The 16,894-nt window shown below is 68.7% G+C and carries 11 protein-coding genes; 7 read left to right on the top strand and 4 right to left on the bottom strand.

Annotated features, from left to right (window positions below):
• Nucleotides 1–45 precede the first annotated feature (45 nt).
• Nucleotides 46–1,011 (top strand): hypothetical protein, encoded by a 966-nt coding sequence (locus ACIQ51_RS03700; protein ID WP_396203660.1) that lies wholly within the window; start codon nt 46–48, stop codon nt 1,009–1,011.
• Between the two features lie 39 nt (nt 1,012–1,050).
• Complete coding sequence (locus ACIQ51_RS03705) at nt 1,051–3,345, top strand: prolyl oligopeptidase family serine peptidase (protein ID WP_396203661.1); 2,295 nt, start codon at nt 1,051–1,053, stop codon at nt 3,343–3,345.
• 42 nt (nt 3,346–3,387) lie between these two features.
• Here ACIQ51_RS03705 and ACIQ51_RS03710 read toward each other — a convergent pair whose 3' ends face one another.
• Both ACIQ51_RS03710 and ACIQ51_RS03715 read right to left on the bottom strand, forming a co-directional pair.
• On the bottom strand, nt 3,388–6,321 hold the full coding sequence (locus ACIQ51_RS03710; protein ID WP_396203662.1) for a gamma-glutamyltransferase: 2,934 nt from the start codon (nt 6,319–6,321) through the stop codon (nt 3,388–3,390).
• Nucleotides 6,318–8,219 carry a peptidylprolyl isomerase gene (locus ACIQ51_RS03715; RefSeq protein ID WP_396203663.1) on the bottom strand — a complete coding sequence of 634 codons (1,902 nt, stop codon included), beginning with the start codon at nt 8,217–8,219 and terminating at the stop codon, nt 6,318–6,320. The genes ACIQ51_RS03710 and ACIQ51_RS03715 overlap by 4 nt, the downstream gene beginning before the upstream one ends.
• 101 nt (nt 8,220–8,320) lie before the next feature.
• Between ACIQ51_RS03715 and ACIQ51_RS03720 the strand changes: the two genes are divergently transcribed.
• On the top strand, nt 8,321–10,123 hold the full coding sequence (locus ACIQ51_RS03720; protein WP_396203664.1) for a M28 family peptidase: 1,803 nt from the start codon (nt 8,321–8,323) through the stop codon (nt 10,121–10,123).
• A 27-nt stretch (nt 10,124–10,150) separates the two neighbouring features.
• Here ACIQ51_RS03720 and ACIQ51_RS03725 read toward each other — a convergent pair whose 3' ends face one another.
• Together ACIQ51_RS03725 and ACIQ51_RS03730 are read right to left on the bottom strand one after the other, a co-directional pair.
• A complete protein-coding gene (locus ACIQ51_RS03725; protein ID WP_396203665.1) occupies nt 10,151–10,816 on the bottom strand; it encodes an acyloxyacyl hydrolase in 666 nt (221 codons plus the stop codon).
• Between the two features lie 4 nt (nt 10,817–10,820).
• Nucleotides 10,821–13,469 carry a S9 family peptidase gene (locus tag ACIQ51_RS03730; RefSeq protein ID WP_396203666.1) on the bottom strand — a complete coding sequence of 883 codons (2,649 nt, stop codon included), beginning with the start codon at nt 13,467–13,469 and terminating at the stop codon, nt 10,821–10,823.
• Between the two features lie 151 nt (nt 13,470–13,620).
• Between ACIQ51_RS03730 and ACIQ51_RS03735 the strand changes: the two genes are divergently transcribed.
• The 4 genes from ACIQ51_RS03735 to ACIQ51_RS03750 form a co-directional block, all read left to right on the top strand.
• Nucleotides 13,621–14,334 (top strand): hypothetical protein, encoded by a 714-nt coding sequence (locus ACIQ51_RS03735; protein WP_396203667.1) that lies wholly within the window; start codon nt 13,621–13,623, stop codon nt 14,332–14,334.
• Nucleotides 14,232–15,359: a S41 family peptidase gene (locus tag ACIQ51_RS03740; protein WP_396203668.1), complete on the top strand. Its 1,128-nt coding sequence runs from the start codon at nt 14,232–14,234 to the stop codon at nt 15,357–15,359. The genes ACIQ51_RS03735 and ACIQ51_RS03740 overlap by 103 nt, the downstream gene beginning before the upstream one ends.
• Nucleotides 15,360–15,371: 12 nt before the next feature.
• Nucleotides 15,372–16,547 (top strand): NAD(P)/FAD-dependent oxidoreductase, encoded by a 1,176-nt coding sequence (locus ACIQ51_RS03745; protein ID WP_396203669.1) that lies wholly within the window; start codon nt 15,372–15,374, stop codon nt 16,545–16,547.
• Between the two features lie 69 nt (nt 16,548–16,616).
• The coding region (locus ACIQ51_RS03750; RefSeq protein WP_396203670.1) for a hypothetical protein at nt 16,617–16,894 on the top strand (278 nt) is incomplete at its 3' end.

Below are 16,894 nucleotides of genomic sequence, written 5' to 3' on the forward strand. Positions count from 1 at the left end.
TCACTCCATCTGGCCACGTGTCGTTGGTGCTGTTTTCTTTGCGCCATGCGAAAGTTCTGGATTCCTGTGACGGGACTCGCGGCGTGCTTGGCCGGGTGCTCGAGTGAACCTGCCGTCACGCGCGACCTGACCGGTCAGCCCGCGGTGCTCCGCCTGTCTGGCGTGGTGCCCCTCGGTGTCGTGCTGGATGCGAAGGCGCCGATCCAGCGAGGCACCGTGCCCTCGGATACGGCGGTTCGGCTGATGGTGCGCGCGAGAGAACGGACCGATGCCGATGCGCGCCTCTGCGGCGTGATCGCCTCACGCAGCCGCGCGCAGGTGGTGCTGCCCTGGGGCTGGCCCGTCGACTCCGCCGCGCCGCGACTGGCGCTGCGATTCATCACCGAGGGCGACGTGCAGGGCGTACGCTTCGTCGTCCCCGGCGCGGATGCCCGCTATGTGTTCGAGGGGGTCACGCGCGATGGGGCCCGCCAGGTGAGCGTCGCGTGGCCGGTAACGGCCGGGCCGATCGCGGTGGGGGCCGCCGACTCGGTGATCGAGGCCGTGCTCATGCCGTCGCCGCTCACGCTCGATTCCATCGTACGGGCGCTCTCACTTGGCGACGCGGTGATCCCGCCGCTCCCCGCGGCGTCCGCGGACAGTGTCGTGGCGCCGCCGCAGGCCGTCCTCAACGTACGCCCCCTGCCGGTCTACGAGGCGCATCTGTCGCCTGCCTGCCCGGTGGCCACGATGGCCATCCCGAGTGTGGCACGCGTAGACCAGCTGGTGAAGATGCCGGTCGACTCTGGCGATGTGATCACGGCCGACGCACTCGTCACCGACGGGGCCGTGCGCCTCGGCTTCGACGAGGCCGGGCCCATGCCAGAGACGCGCGACCGCCAATCGTTTCCGCACGCCTCGATCGTCGCCACCACGACGGGCGTATTGACGCTGCGGGTGCGGGTGATCGTGCTGCCGAAAGTGCAGGCGTTTCAGCAGGTAGTGTACCTGAAGCTGCAGAAGTCGCGGTAAATCCGATGTCGTTTGGCGAGGCCCTTTACTCCCCCGCTCATGCTCTCTCGCGCCGCCTCCGCTGTTGCCCTCGTGTTCGCGCTGCCGGCCTTGGCCGTGGCACAGTCAGCCGTTCCCACGATCGAGCCGTGGATGTCACCGGCGTCGCCGCTCACGCTGGTGTCGGCGCGCAAGACGGACCGGCTGGCGTGGATGGTATACGATCGCGGGCTCCGCAACCTGTACACGGCGGTGGCCCCCGACTTTACGCCGCGCCGACTTACCAGCTTTCTGGCCGACGACGGGACTGACCTTACGGACGTGCGTCTCTCCGACGACGGCACGATCGCCGTGTTTGTGCGCGGCTCGGCGCCCAACCGCTTCGATTGGATCGCCAATCCGGCCCACGATCCGCGCGGCGCCGAGCGGGCGATCTGGGCGGTGCGGACCAGCGGCGGGCCGGCGTGGCGAGTGGCGCGCGGGGCGTCGCCAGAGCTGTCGCCCGACGGTCGCTGGGTACTGTTCACGCGCGACGGGCAGATTTTTCGTGCCCGCGTGACGCGTCCCGGCCCCGCGACGGCCATGGATACCGGTGGCGTGCCGTTCGTCTCGCTCTGGGGACGCAACGGATCACCGCGCTGGTCACCCGATGGCAAGCGTTTCGCCTTCGTCAGCGAGCGTGAGCACCACGCCTACATTGCCGTCTACGATATGGCATCGCGCGCGGTGCAGTACGTAGCGCCCGGCGTGGACTGCGATGGCACTCCCACATGGTCGGCCGATGGCCGGTATCTCGCGTTCTCGCGCCGCCCCGGTACGCCATTTGGGCTGCAGCGCCCAGTGCTCTCCGGGCCGCCGCCCGGCACCGATCGGATCAGCGCGGGCCCGCCGACGGGTGGCAATCCGAGTACGGGGTGCAGCGGCGGTTTCGGCGGCGTGGCCATAGGCAACGAGCGTACGTCACGCAGCAACATGATGGCATCGCCCGGCTTCTTCTCGGCCGCGTTCACCGGCGACTACACGCTCTCGCTCATGGTCGCGGATATCGGCGGCGCGAAGCACATCGCATCGCCGCTGGTGGCCGCCCAGATCCCGGCGCGCGAAGTGTGGCACAACGCGCCCAAGGACAGCCTGTTCACGTCGCTCGCCGGCATGACGTGGGCGGGTGATCACATTGCGTTTCCGGTGAACGTGCCCAAGGACGAATGGGAACGCTGGTACGCGGTGCCCGCGGCTGGCGGTACCCCAGTGCGGCTCACCACCACCGACGGTCTGATCGAAGATGCCACGTCGGTAAACTGGTCACGCGACGGTGGTCGCACCATGTATTACACCACCAATGCCGGAGACATCGAGCGGCGCCACATCTGGGCGGTGCCGTCGGCCGGCGGCACGCCGGTGCGCCTTTCGACCGGCAGGGGCATCGAGACGTATCCACAACCGCTCGCGAGCGGCCGACACGTCGCGGTGCTCTATTTCGACGCGCGCACGCCGGCGAGCGTGGCGCTCGTGCCGGCCACCGGCGGTGTGCCGCGCGTGATCTTCCCCACTCTGGGGGCGCGCTTCCCCACGGCGGCGCACGTGGAGCCGCAAGTCGTGAAGACCACGGCCGCCGACGGGCTCGAGATCAGCAACACGCTCTTCCTGCCGAAGGATCTGAAGCCAGGGGAGAAGCGCCCGGCTATCGTGTTCGTGCATGGTGGACCACGCCGACAGATGCTCCCGGGTTATCACTACATGCAGTTCTACCACTGGGCCTATGCGGCCAACCAGTGGCTGGCCGATCAGGGGTACGTGGTGTTGTCGATCAACTACCGCCGTGGGGTGGGCTACGGCAAGAGCTTCCGTGATGCACCGTTCGCTCAGGGAGCGGGCAACAGCGAGTACCAGGACGTCGTGGCCGGCGCGAAGTATCTGCAGCAGCACGCCAGCGTGGACGCGTCACGCATCGGCATCTGGGGGCTGTCGTACGGCGGGCTCCTTGCCTCGCAGGCACTGGCACGCAACAGCGACATCTTCGTGGCCGGCGTGGACATGGCTGGCGTGCACCTGTACGGCAACGTGATCGACTCCACCAACGTGGCCTTCAAGAGCTCAGCGGTTGGCGCAATCGATGGCTGGAAGAGCCCCGTGTTTCTCGTGCACGGCGACGACGACCGCAACGTGGACTTCGCGCAGACGATCGGCCTTGTGCAGCTGCTGCGCGCCCGTAACGTCTACCACGAGCTCATGGTGGTGCCCGACGATCTGCACGAGTCGATGCTGCACGCCAACTGGATCGACACCTTCGATCGCATGGGGGTGTTCCTCAAGCGGTTCGTGTGGAACCGCGAGCCGGTACCAATGGCCAAGTAGGAAACGTCCAAGAACGAACGGGGGCGTCCGAGGTTCGACCGTTTACTTGTTCGCCCCCGCCGCGCCGGCTCGCCGCGGATCGGCACCGGCCGTCACGCTCTTCGCATTGATGCGAATGGCCGCGCCGTATCCCTCACGGAGTTCCCCGCGCGCCGACACGAACGACAGATCGTAGCCCAGCGTCCGTAACCGCTCGATTACCGGCGGGGCGAAGCCATCCTCGAGTTGTAGCGAATAGCGCGTACCGGCGCCCGCGCCGCCGGGTGCGCCGCCGCCGGGCAGGAAACGCGGTAGTTCGAGCGTGGCCTGCGGACCGAGGTTATAGTCGAGCGCGCCGAGCAGCGTCTGGTACACCGCGCTCGTGATCCACGCGTTGCCCGCGGCGCCCACCGCAAATACCGGGCGATCGCCCTTGAAGGCGATCGTGGGCGCAAGTGTCGAGCCATGCCGCGCGAATGGCAGGCGCGAGCCGTACTGGGTGGGGTCGGTCCCGTACGACGTGAGCTTGTCGTTGCTCAGGAAGCCGAGTCCCGGGGTCACGTAGAAGTTGCCGCCCCAGGTGCCGAGTGTTTGCGTGACGGCGACCGCATTGCCGTCGGCATCGGCCACGGTGTAGGCCGTGGTGCCGGCGGCGTGGCATACGGTCATTTCGCGCGCGTGATCATCGCCGCAGGGGGCGTGCGTGTCGTCGTGAAGCGTGCTGGTATCTGGTCCCGCGGCGGGTACGTCGCGGTCGACCGTGTTGTCTGATGGCGACGCACTGCGTGGCGCCGCCGCGCGCGCTTTGAGGCAGGCGAGCGTATCGCCACGCACACTGGCCGGCGTGAGCGCGCTGTCGGCGCGGTAGCACTGCCAGCGCACCCTGGCCGTGTCCTTGTGCACGATACTCGCCACATCCACCGGCCACATGGCCGGATCGGCGATCTTGTTGCGCGACGACGGGGTGAGGAACCACGCCGAGAGCATGGCGTGCAGCGTGGGGGCGTGCTCGTCGTAACGCTGCGGGGCAGGGAACTGCTCGAGCAAGTTGAGCCGCGCCACGAGGTCCGCGCCACCGCTTACAGGGGGGGCCCCCGAGCAGAGACGATACCCGCGATAGGTGCCGCACACCGGTTCGCGTTCGTTGGCGAAGTAGCGCGCGAGGTCGCTGACCTTCATGGCGTTGCCCTTGGCACGCAGGTCGCCCGCATACTTCGCGGCCACCTCGCCCTTGTAGAAGCCGTCGGCCCCTTTCGTGGCGATCTGCTCGAGCACCCATGCGAGATCGGGGTTCTTGAGCGTATCGCCCGCCTGCAGCGGCTCTCCATTGCGGAAGAACAGGGTGCGACTCCCTTCGTACTTGGCAAAGTGCTCACGCTCCGTGGTGAGCGTGGTGGCGAGACCGTCGCTCACCGTGTAGCCGTTGCGCGCCGCGCGAATGGCGGGGGCTACGAGATCGGCCCAGGCGACCTTCTTGCTGCCGTGCCGCTGCCACGCGAGGTACATGCCAGCCACGGTGCCGGGTACGTTCACCAGCACCGGGCCGTCGCTGGGATACCGCCCGTTCACCAGCATCGACGTATTGGTGAGGCCACCCTCCTCGGGTACACGGCTCATGAATTCGATAAGCGTGGGTTGCTTGCCCTTGAGCGCGATCACCATCTCGCCGTACCCGCCAATACCACTGGCGTCAGGTTCCACCACGCCGAGGGCGAAGCTCACCGCCACCGCCGCATCGACGGCATTGCCGCCCTTGGCGAAGACCTCGAGGCCGGCCTGCGTGGCCACCGGATGGGCGCTCGACACCGCGGCCGTGCCAGTGGCCTCCGCACGAAGCGGCGGACGGCCGCGCAGCATGGTGTGAATGACCTGCTGAAGCGCGCTGTCCGACGGGGCCGATTCCGCGCTCGGGCGTAGCCGGTCGCGGACGCGCTGCCACGCCGCGCGCCGCGCGCTCGCCGACGGATCGCTGAAGTAGAGGCGATCGCTCCGGTCCCACACACGGTCGAAGGCCGCCACGTTGAGCGCCCTGCGGTCGCCCGTCACAGGGCCGGCCACCGTCAACAGCCCCGCATCGGGCGCGAGCGGGGCGGGGAGGCGGATCATGCGGGGCGCACTCCCTGCGCCCCCGACCAACACGCGCTCGTGGGCGGATCGATCCACACCGCGGTCGGGATCGCCGTTGTAGCTCATTGGCACCTCCCGGAACTCGGCGATGGTGATGAGCGCCCCATCGGGGGACCAATCGAGGTCCCCGTGGGTGCGGGACAACAGGTTGCTGTAGGGGGTGCCAGTCACGGGCACGATCACCACGCCAGCGCGCGTGGATACGGCCACTCGGTCTCCCGCGGGGGCGAGCGCGATGTCCTCAATCCCGGGGTCGGTGAAAACGGGACGATCGTTCACGATCACACGGCGGGTGGTCTCGGTGTGCACGATCCACGCGATTACCTTGCCGTCGGTCGAGAGGCGGGGGCGTCGCTCGGTCTCGCTGCCGGTGCTCAACCGCCGCTCGGGGGCGCCTCCGTCGCGGATCCAGATGCGAGATTCGTTACCGAGTCCGCGTTGCCACACCAGGACCCGTCCTGTGGCGGCGGGGGCTACGTCGTGCGCCGAATGCGTGGTGAGCCGGCGCGGTGGAGCGGCGGCCATTCCGGCGCCCGCCACATCGGCACCTGCCGACTCGTAGACGTACAGGTCGTAATTGCCGCCGCTGTCCGAGGCGTAGTACAGCGTGCTGCCGGCCCAGGTGGGGTCGCGATGATACGCGCTACCGGCGCTCACACGGCCGGCCCGCCCTCCCGCCCGCTGGACAAACAGCGTCCCCTCGCGCTGAAACGCGATTTGCCCATCAATCGCCGCCGCCGGGCGCCGGGCCCCAGTGATGACGGAATCAACCACTTGGCCCGTTACGGTGGACGCGTTGCGCGGCTGCGCCGGAAGGCGCCATGGTGCGGCGCACAGGAGGAGCACCACGGTCGCGAGCTGCCGCATCATCGCACTCCCGCGCGGGGGGCGCGCGTAATCGTGACCGACTCGATCACGTCCCCTTCCTGTACCCGATCCATCACGTCCAGCCCTCGCACGGTGTTGGCCATTACGGTGTAGTCGAAGTCGAGACGCACGTTATGGACATGATTGAAGTAGAGCTGTCCGTCGCCGGTGTCGCGGCCGCGTGTGGAGATGCCCACCGAGCCGCGCACGTTGGGCGCGCCCACTTCATCGCGCATGAAGTACGACGTGGCCGGGTCGTATTCGTCGGCCCCGGGGCTTCCCCCCTGAATCACGAAGTTGGGGACGATGCGATGGATGGTCCGTCCGTTGAAGTCACCACGCTCGGCCAGGGTCACGAACGTGTGCACCGCCATCGGCGCCTGGTCCTCGAGCAGGTCGAGTTCGATCACCCCTTTGCCGCGAATGGTCACGCGCGCCGATGCGCCCTGGAGTGCGCGCCACGCGGCCTCTGTCATGAACGCGGGCGGCGTGTACGGTGGTTGCGCCGCCACCAACGGATCGATCTGCAGGGCCGCCGCCGCAATCTTCTGTATGGCCGGATCGGCATCGCGCAGCCACTGCGTCATCCACAGGCCGCCGAAGCGTGCCTCGCGACGCGACCACTGCACGATCAGTTCAAGCAGCGCCACGCGCGGGTCGCGCCAGGTCACGCCGTGGGTGCGGCTGATGCGCTCGAAGGCCTGCACCGCCACCTGCACCTGCGTCGCCTTCACACTGTCGGCGCCACGATAGTCCTTGAGAACGGTGGCGGCCTGCATGAGCAGCCCGGCATGATCGGCGCTCAACGCCTTCACGGCTTCGGCCGGGGTGGTGATGGCGTCGATCCGTACGTTGGGGTCGACGTCGAGCGCGAGTCTATGCAACGTGACCGTGTCGCCCACCCGTCGCGCCGCCCGCGCCGCCCAGGCACGCGCCTGCCACGTCGTGCTCGTCGCGAGCGCACGGATGGCGGGCGTGGCCGACGCGGAGTCGGCGAGCGTGAGGGCGTATACGGCGTGTGCGCGGCGGCGCCAGTCGGTGTGGCGCAGCAGCGGCTGCAGCGCCACACCGCCGCAGCGCTTCTCGCCGAGGAGGTCGATCGCCAGCAGACGCACATGTTCGTCGGGGTCGTTGAGGTGCGCCGTAGCTCGCGCGCAATCGCCGGCCACGCGCAACGCCTGCCAGCGCACCATGGGCGCCGTATCGGTGACCCACACGCGCCCCAGCTGCACCGCGAGGCGCCGTACTTCCGCACTGCTGTCCGTCAGCCCCGCGCGCACCGCGCTGCTGTCGCGCGCCTGCGCCGAGGTGAGTGCCAGCAGGCCTGCGATGCGAACCGGCGAGTCGTTGGTGGCGAGGATCACGCCGCGAAGGGCGTCGATCGTGGGAGGTTGGGGCTTGTAGCTGCGCGCATGGCGCCGCAGGAACGATTCCAGCCCGCGCACCGCGCCGGCCCGCGCGACCGGGTGGGCGTCGGCGAGCCCCGCGCGTAGCGCGGCCTCCCATTCCGCGGCGGCGGGCGCCACGCGTCCCAGCCCGTGCAGCAGCGCTGCGCGCACCTCGGGGTTGGCTTCGCGAGCGACCGGCGTCACGGCCCCCTGCTGCCAGTAGGCCAGCGCCCCCATCTGTGCCGCCGCCAGCGCGGCTTCGCGGCGCACCGAGGCAGCCGGAGCACTCTGGAGGGGCATGAGCTCCGAGACCAGCGCGCTCCGCTCGCTGCGCCCGATCGCGCGGGTTGCGAGCCGCTGCAGGATCGAATCACCAGACGCCAGCGCGCGACGAAGCGTGAGCAGGTCGGTGCCGCGGGCATGTTCCGCCACCAGCACCTGGTAGGGGGTGGGTACAGCGAGCGGCGGGGGCTGAACGGCTGCCTGAAGCAGCAGGGCGGCAATGGGCCACATGGGGATGTCGGGCTGTGGGGAAGACGGTCGTGGCCAATATGCGTCGTCCGCCGAAAGCGCGTAACTTTGTCAGGTCCCCTCTGTCACCCTGGAGATCGCTCATGCGGCTCGTCCGCTTTCTCGCGCCTGCGGGCGCGTTCGTCCTGATGGCTGGCGCTTCGGCCACGCTGTCCGCGCAATCGGGCGCGAAGCTCAATCGCTTCGGTAACCCCGAAAAGCTCAAGCCTTCGCCAACGGCGCCCACGATTACGCCGCGCGATCTGCAGATTCGTCTGTACCAGTTCGCCGACGACTCGATGATGGGGCGCCAGGTGGGGCGCGTGGGCAATAGGAAGGGCACCGACTTCATCGCCGCCGAACTCAAGCGCCTGGGGCTCGTCCCCGGTGGTGTGAACGGTACGTACTTCCAGAATCTGCCCTTCCACCTCCGCCAGTACACCGCGCACTCGCGGGTAACGGTCGACGGCACCCCCGTGGCCTGGAACAGCGACATCGTGGGCGTGCCGGGGCAGCGCGCGCCGCGGCCGGTGAGCGGCGCCGAGGTCGTATTTGGCGGCACGCAGGGGGATACCTCCCTGCAGATCCCGGCCAGTGCCGCCGCGGGGAAGTTCGTGGTGTTGCTCCCCGCGCCTGGCGGCCGCGGCGGCCAGGGGCAGGCGTTCGCCGTGCGTCAGGGCTTTGCACCGCCGGCGTCGCGCTTTGCCGATGCGGCCGCGGTGGCCGTGGTGGATCTGGATAATCTGACCGCAGGACAGCGGGTGGCGATCAACGAGCCCATGGTGGCCTCGCAGGCGGCGCCCGCACGTGGCGGCGCGGCCAATGGCAACGCCGGTCCTGCCGATTCGATCACGCTGCTCAAGCGCGAACTCGCGGCGCTGCAGCCGCAGGCGAGTTTCCGCCTCACGAGGGCCGGCGCCCAGCAACTGTTCAAGGGGCAGGCGATCGAAGCGCTGTCGCCGGGCGCCAGAGGCGGCGTGGTAGAGGCTTCGCTCGACTACGTGGAGTTGCCCACCGACTGGGCGCGCAACGTCATCGGGATCATCCCCGGCAGCGATCCCAAGCTGCGGCACCAGTACGTGGCGGTGGGTGCGCATAACGACCACGTGGGCTTCACCACGCCGGTCGACAAGGACTCACTCAAGGCGTTCAACGACATCCGCAACCGGATGCTGCTCGCGAACGGCATGAAGCCACTTGGTCCGCAGGACATTGCGCAGATCCGCGTGAACATGGACAGCATCCGCACGCGGTATCCCACACCCCGCCTCGACTCGATCAACAACGGCGCCGACGACGACGGGTCGGGGTCGATGGCGGTGCTCGAGATTGCGGAGGCGATCATGGCGATGCCGGTCAAGCCCAAGCGCTCCGTGCTCTTCGTGTGGCATACCGGCGAAGAGGCTGGACTGCTCGGTGCCGCCCACTTCACGCGCAATCCCACGGTGCCGATCGACTCCGTGGTGGCGCAGCTGAACATCGACATGATCGGCCGCGGCCGCGCCGAGGATCTGCCGGGGGGCGGCGACGACTTCGTGGGAGTGATCGGCTCGCTCTTCGACTCGAAGGACCTTGGCGAAACCGTGGCCGCCGTGAACACGAAGCAGAGCAAGCCGCTCACGCTCGACTACAAGTTCGACCAGCCGATCGACTGGGCCGGCTACAACAACATCTACGCGCGCAGCGATCACTATCGCTATGCCCAGCAAGGCGTGCCCATCGCGTTCTTCTTCACTGGTCTGCACGGCGATTATCACCAGCGGACCGATGAGCCGGAGTGGATCGACTATCCGCACTACGCGCGCATCACGAACTACATTCGCGACATCACGGTGGACGTGGCCAACGGTCCGCGCCCGCGCCTCAACGGCACCAAGCCCGCGAAGCCCAAGGTGATCGTGCCCTGACGGGCGCGGGAGCGGTGCGCGCCGAGACTACGGCGCGCGCCGCTCCCAGCGCATGAACAGGAGGTGCGAATTCATCCCGGGGTTCGCCCCTCCCATGCTGGCGTTCGACAGGTGATGCAGGGCATACCCCACGGCGAGTGCGGCGCCCGACCCCACGGATCGCTCCACGCCTGCGCCGGGCGCCACGGTGAAGTTGGCCTGCGTCGCCTTGCCGTACGGCACCACCTGATTGAACCACGCGGCGCCCGCGGTCACGTTGAGCAGCAGTGTCGTGCGCCCCGCCACGGGCATGCTGGCTTCTGCACCGAACGGCGCGAGCCCCACACCGAATCCGCGACGCACCGCGTAGCGCGCCAGTCGCTCAGGATTGCTCGCTTCGGCCGGATCTGCGAGCGCGTTCCGCACCCGCTCCGGCGGCGCCCCGGACTGCCACCGCACAACCGGCAGCGCCTCGGCGAGCCAGCCGAAGGTCACGGTGCGCCAGCGGAAAAGCGGTTTGCCGGCCTGCACCGCCACCGTGCTGAAGTCGCCGTCGATTCGTTCGTTGTTCGACGCTGTGCGCGTGGAGACGGCATCGCTCACGGCGATCTGCCATTGCCATGGCGCCTGTCGCACGCGCGCCCATTGCCCGCTGGCGGAGGCGGGCAGGAGCAGGAGCAGGAGCGCGGCAAGTGTGGGAAGTGCGCGACGCATTCGGTTACATCGCTGCCGGCTTCTTGGGCGCGTTGGCGTTCTTCACGTACTTGTCGAGCCACGCCACCCATCGCGCCCACTGATCGAGCACCGTTTCCTGTGCGATCGGCCCATGATCCTCGTAGGGATACATGTAGAGCGACGTGGTCTTGCCGAGCCCCATAAGCGCATGGTAGAGGCGCGTAGAGTTGACCGGGTCGGTGCCCACGTTCTGGTCTTCGGTGCTGTGGTACATCAACAGTGCACCGTTGAGCTGATCGGCGTAGAGGAAGGGAGACATCTCGAGATACGTCTGCCGTCCCGCCCAGATGTCGCGCCGTTCCGACTGGAATCCGTTGGGCGTGAGGGTGCGGTTGTACGCGCCGTCGCCGGCAATGCCCGCCTTGAAGAACGGCGTGTGTACCATGGCGTTCACTGTACTGAAGGCGCCGTAGCTGTGCCCGCCCAGCCCGAGCCGATGACGGTCAATGATCGCAAGCGTATCGAGTGCGTCGATGACCGCCGACAGGTTGTTGCGGAGGTCGGCCACGTAGTTGTCGTTCGGCAGCTGCCCGTCGCTGGCGAAGATCGGCGCATCGGGTTCCACCACGGCATAGCCTTGGGTGACGAGGAACGCCATCGAGCGCGGGCCATACGTGGGATAGCGTCGTTCGCGCTGGGCATTCTGTGTGGCGGCCCGGTTGTAGGCCGCTTGATTCTCATACTCGTAGGGATAGAACCAGAACATCGCCGGCAGGCGCGTGCCCTCCTGGTAGCCGGCAGGGAGTGTGACCTTCACGTTGAACGTGTAGCCATCGGCCCGCTTGGCGACGACCGTCTTCTTCACCGCCGCCGACAGCTCGGGCATGAGGTCCACGTTCTGCGTGAGCTGCTTCGCCTCCTTCGTGGCCAGCGTCAGTACGAACGACTGCGGCACCAGCGTGGCTGCTTCGCGCTGGATCACCGCCTTCGAGAAGTCGTCATCGAGCGGCGCGGAGATGGTTTCCACGATGGCCCCGTCGCTTTCGTACACGCGCGCGATACTTCCCGTCTTGATCTCGATCTTCTCGACCCAGCTGTTCTGCACCTTCGCCGTATCCGCGGCTGTCCCCATCCGGAAGACGAACTTGCCGTCGGTGGAGACCATAACCACCGGCACGCCCTTGCGGCCGGGGCGCATCACGAGGGCGTCGGCTTGACGTCCACCGACCCCGCCGCGCACCTGCGTGGTGTCAGCGCCGCGGCGCGGCGTAACCACCGAGTACTTGGTGTTGTTCTCGGTGAGGAAGATCGCCTGTTCGAGAGTGCCGGCGGTGCTGCTCTCGCTCACGAACAGGATCGTGCCCGCATCGTTGAAGCGCGTGGCGGTGATGCGGTTGGGGGTCTCATACAGCACGGTGGCGCTCGTCGAGTCAAATGGCGCCTTCCAATGCATCACGCGGTCGCTCCGGCGCGCGGCGCCGGTACTGTCAGGACGCACGGCGCCGTTACCGCCCGCGGGAGCGCCGGTGCGCGCGCCAGTGCGGGCCGCCGGCGCCAGCTGCGTGTACAGCAGCCCGGGGGCGTAGGGGTGCCACTTGATGTCACGCTTGCTGGTGTCTGTCCCAGTCCGGGCGCGGCCACCCATCGGATCGGAGGGATCGTCGCTTTCACGCATGGGACGCTTCGCCACTTCGCGCACAAGGGTGCCCATGGAGTCGAGCACCACGTCGCGCGCGCCGTACGACACCACCGGAAGGGCATAGGAGAATGGCTTCTCGACCCACGTGATCTTGTGGTACAGCCCATCTGGAGACGGATCGATCGCGCGAATGAGGGCGGGGGCGCCGACCTTCCGCGTGGCCTTCGTCTTCGTGTTGATCACCGCCAGCTGCCCGGTGATGTGATACGCCAGCAGTTCCTTCTCGTAGGGTGACATCACGAGGTCGGCGTAGGTGCGCGTCTTGAGTTTGTTGTTCTCATTGAGCCGCACCATGGGGCCGGTCGCGAGTGCTGGTTCCTTCGGTTCGGGGCCGCGGCCCTCAGGCACGAGCACCGTCACGAGGGACACGCCGTCGGCGGTCCACTCGGGCTGCGTGACCGTGGTGGCCAGTACGTTGCGCCCACTGACGGCGCGGGCCTTGCCCGTCGCCGCGTCGGCCACCCAGAGCTGCGTGGCATCATCGAACAGCGCGAAGAAGGCGATCTGGCTGCCATCAGGCGACCAGGTGGGCGACGCCACGCGTGCACCGGGCGGCAGGGCGACAGTCACCTTGCGGCCCGTGGCCCATTCCGTCACCTCGATCCCGGCGGCGCTGCGCATGGTGAGGGCGCGTTCGCGATTGCCCTGCTGATCGATCTGCAACCCACCAAGATTGTGGTGCGCCTTGCCCACGTAGCGCAGCTGTGGTAGCCCGTCGCTCACGGCGCGCATGAAGAACGTGCGCGCGCCCGGGCTTGGCGTGGTATAGCTCGCATTGCGCTCACGCGGCGCGGCAACCAGTCGGGCGATCGCCTCGGGGGGTTTCACGTAGCCTTCGTCGGCGAGCGGATCCGCGGCGCGCGCGGCAGCCTGTGTACCAGGGGCCTGCGCAGTCTGTGCCTCGGCAGCGCTGGCACAAAGGGGAGTGAGGAGCAGCAGGCCGGCCAGTGTCGCGGCGCGGCGTGGGGCGGAGTGTGGGCGGAGTCGGTGCACGATCACGGCCTCTCGGGTTCGTGGGGAGGAGCAACGGCCATAACGTACTGAACAACGCAGCACCCCGCGCGAACGCGTGCCTGGCGACTAGATTTTCGTCCCAGCGGCCGTGGTCACGGCCGCCGAGCTACGAGTGCCGCACGAGGACACGATGACGGATCCGCAGGAGGGAGCCAGCGCCGCCGAGGGCGGCCGGCCGCAGGACGTGCACACCGCGGGGCCATCGGGGGGCGACGGGACGATGCCGCTCGAGCTGCCCCGTGCCACCGCCGACGAGCTGCAGCGGCTGGAGCTGGCCCGCACGCTGCTCCTCAAGGTCCATCGGGCGCTGTTGGAGGCCGAGCGGGTACGCTACGAAAAGGCCCGTGGTCGCATCGAGAACAACAGCGCGTTCCTGCAGCTCGTGATCAACGATCCGTGGTTCGACTGGCTGCGGCCCATGGCGCAGATGGTCCTGCTGATCGACGAGCGCACGTCGGACAAGAAGGCGCCCGTCGGCAGCGCCGAGGCGCGGTCGCTGTTCGCGCGCGCGCGGGACATGCTCAAGGCCGATCCCGACGGCGACGCGTCTCTGTGCCGACGCGCTGCAGCACTCGCCGACGCTGGCGGTGATCGCCCGACAGGTCTCGATGGTGCTGCACGGCTGATCGCGGCAGGGATGCCCGCGTGGGATCCCCGCGTGGGATCCCCGCCTGGGGGGGCGTCTGAACCGGTTGGTTGCCGAGTACTGGACCGGCGCTGGTCCGGTCTCCATCGTTCGGTATGCCTCGCACAGGGTACTCCCTGGCAGCGCTGGCCGCGCTGGCGGCCACGCTCGCAGCCTCGTGCGTGCGCTCGCCGCTGCCATCCCCTCCCGGCTCGGTAACGCACGCGACACCGTATGTCGCGCAGTTCGATTCCGTCTGGACCCGCTTCGACTCCGTGTACCCGTCGTTTGCCTACAAGCGGGTGGACTGGCGTGCGCAGCGGGCCCGGTATCGACCGCGCGCCGCGGGGGCGCGGTCGCAGGACGAGCTGGTGGCGGTGTTGCTCGAGATGCTCTCGCCGCTGCGCGACCGGCACGTGTGGCTCGTTGATCCGCGTGGGCAGGTGGTGCCGTCATACAAGCCAGGGACGGTGCTGAACTTCGATCCGGCCCGCTGGTCGGCTGCTCTGCACGGCGCCGCGCTCGTCACCCGCAGCGCCGGCGTGCACGAGGCGATGCTCGGTGGGTACGGCTATCTCTTTCTGGGCACGTGGAAGGCCCCGGTCGATGGCGAGCTCCTCGATGCGATGCTGTTGCGCCTGCGCGACACGCAGGGGCTGATCATCGACCTGCGCACGAATGCCGGGGGCAGTGATGCGGCGGCCCTCACCTTTGCGAGCCGGTTCACCCGCAAGCCCTTCACCGCCTCCTATGTGGAGATCCGCACCGATCCGCGCGTGACCGGCGTCGAGATGCCGCTGGCGCGGACGATCGCGCCTCGCGGGCCGTTCCAGTATACGCGTCCGGTGGTGCTTATCACCGGGCGCGGCGGGCTGAGCGCCACGGAAACGTTCGTCGCCGCGATGCGCACCCTGCCTCAGGTGACGGTGATCGGCGACACGACGGGCGGTGCGTCGGGGAACCCGGCCACCTTCTCGCTTGGCAATGGCTGGCAGTTCACCGTGCCCCGATGGCTCGAGTTTGGGCCTGATCGCCAGCCTATCGAAGGACGTGGCGTGGCGCCGCATCTCGCCATCGCCTGGACACCTGCCCGCTATGTGCGGGAGCGCGATCCGCTGATCGATGCGGCGGTGGGGCTGCTCGGGGAACGCACCGGTGTGTACCGCATGGCGCCGGCCATTACCTCCGACGCGCCCCCTCGCACGCCCGAGCCGGGCGCCTCGCCCCCACACCGCCAACGCTGACGTGCCGCAGACATGAAGACTGAGATGCCACAGCACCTCCCCGTCTGGGACGATGGGGAGTGGACGCCACTCCCGTCGCTGTCTGGGGAGGTGAGCGCCGATGCCTGCGTGATCGGGCTCGGTGGGAGCGGCCTGACACTGATCGAGGAGCTGCTGCATCGTCACGAGCGTGTCATCGGGCTCGATGCGCACGATGTGGGTGCCGGGGCGGCAGGACGAAACGGGGGCTTCCTTCTGGCGGGCACGTATGACTTCTATCACGACGCCATCCGTCGCCACGGGCACGCGCGCGCGCACGCGATCTACGGTGCGACGCTGATCGAGATGGGGCGCATCGCGCAGGCCGCGCCGGGCACCGTGCGCTTTGTGGGCTCCAAGCGCGTAGCCGCCTCCCCGCAGGAGGTGGAGGATTGTCGCCTGCAGTACGACGCGCTCACGGCCGATGGCTGGCCGTGCGAATGGTATGAGGGCGCCGATGGGACGGGGCTGCTCCTCCCCACCGATGGCGCGTTCGATCCGCTCACGCGCTGCCGGCTGCTCGCACAACGGGCGCGCGCCGATGGCGCCACCCTGTACGGCCACTCGCCGATCCTGGAGATCCGTGGTACCTGCGTGCACACCCCGCACGGCCGCGTGCACGCCGGGCGGGTGTTCGTGGCTGTCGACGGACGGCTCGAGCACCTCCTTCCCGAGCTCGATGGGCGCGTGCGCACGGCGCGGCTGCAGATGCTGGCTACCGCAGCCACCGGCGAGTTACAGGTCCCGTCGCCGATGTACTACCGCGACGGGTATGAGTACTGGCAGCAGTTACCCGATGGGCGCATCGCACTGGGCGGGTTTCGGGACAGGGGGGGCGACGGCGAGTGGACGCACGACGGCTCCCCATCGGCGGTCGTCCAACAGCATCTCGAGCGGTTCCTGCGCGAGCATCTTGGCGTGCAGGCCCCCATCACGCATCGCTGGGCCGCAAGCGCGGGGTACACCGAGACGGGACTGCCGGTGATCGCGCAGGTGCGCGAGCACGTCTGGGCGCTCGGCGGGTACTGTGGCACGGGCAACGTGATTGGCGCCCTCGCCGCCCGCGGTGTCGCGGCGGCCGCGCTCGACGGGGATCCCAGCGGCGTGCGGCTGTTGCTGGGGCCCGATTGGTCGCCCGCGGTCGCGGCCGGTGCACCGTTCACCCGCTAGATTGCACCCCTGTACCCCGACGGGGCGCGTCACCCGTCCCCTCTGTTCCCGTCGCCTCCCGGTGCCGTCGTGTTCGTGATCTCCCGCCTCCCCGCCCCCCGCCACGCGGGGACCTGCCGGCGCGCCATCTCGCTGGTCGCCGGCGTCTGCCTGGTGTCGGCGTCTGTTGTGCAAGCGCAGTCGTCACCGCCGCCCAAGCCGCCGCAGCTGCCTCCGGGCATGCAAGGCAAGGGCAAGCTGGTGCCGGCCACGGTGCCCGACAGCGTGATGGCGACGATGCCGCGAACGATCAAGATGCCCACCACCGATGCGGGCTTCTTCGAGCAGCGTGATGAACGGGCGCGCAA

Origin of the sequence: Gemmatimonas sp., from assembly GCF_044344655.1 — a bacterium.
Taxonomy (GTDB): Bacteria; Gemmatimonadota; Gemmatimonadetes; order Gemmatimonadales; family Gemmatimonadaceae; genus Gemmatimonas.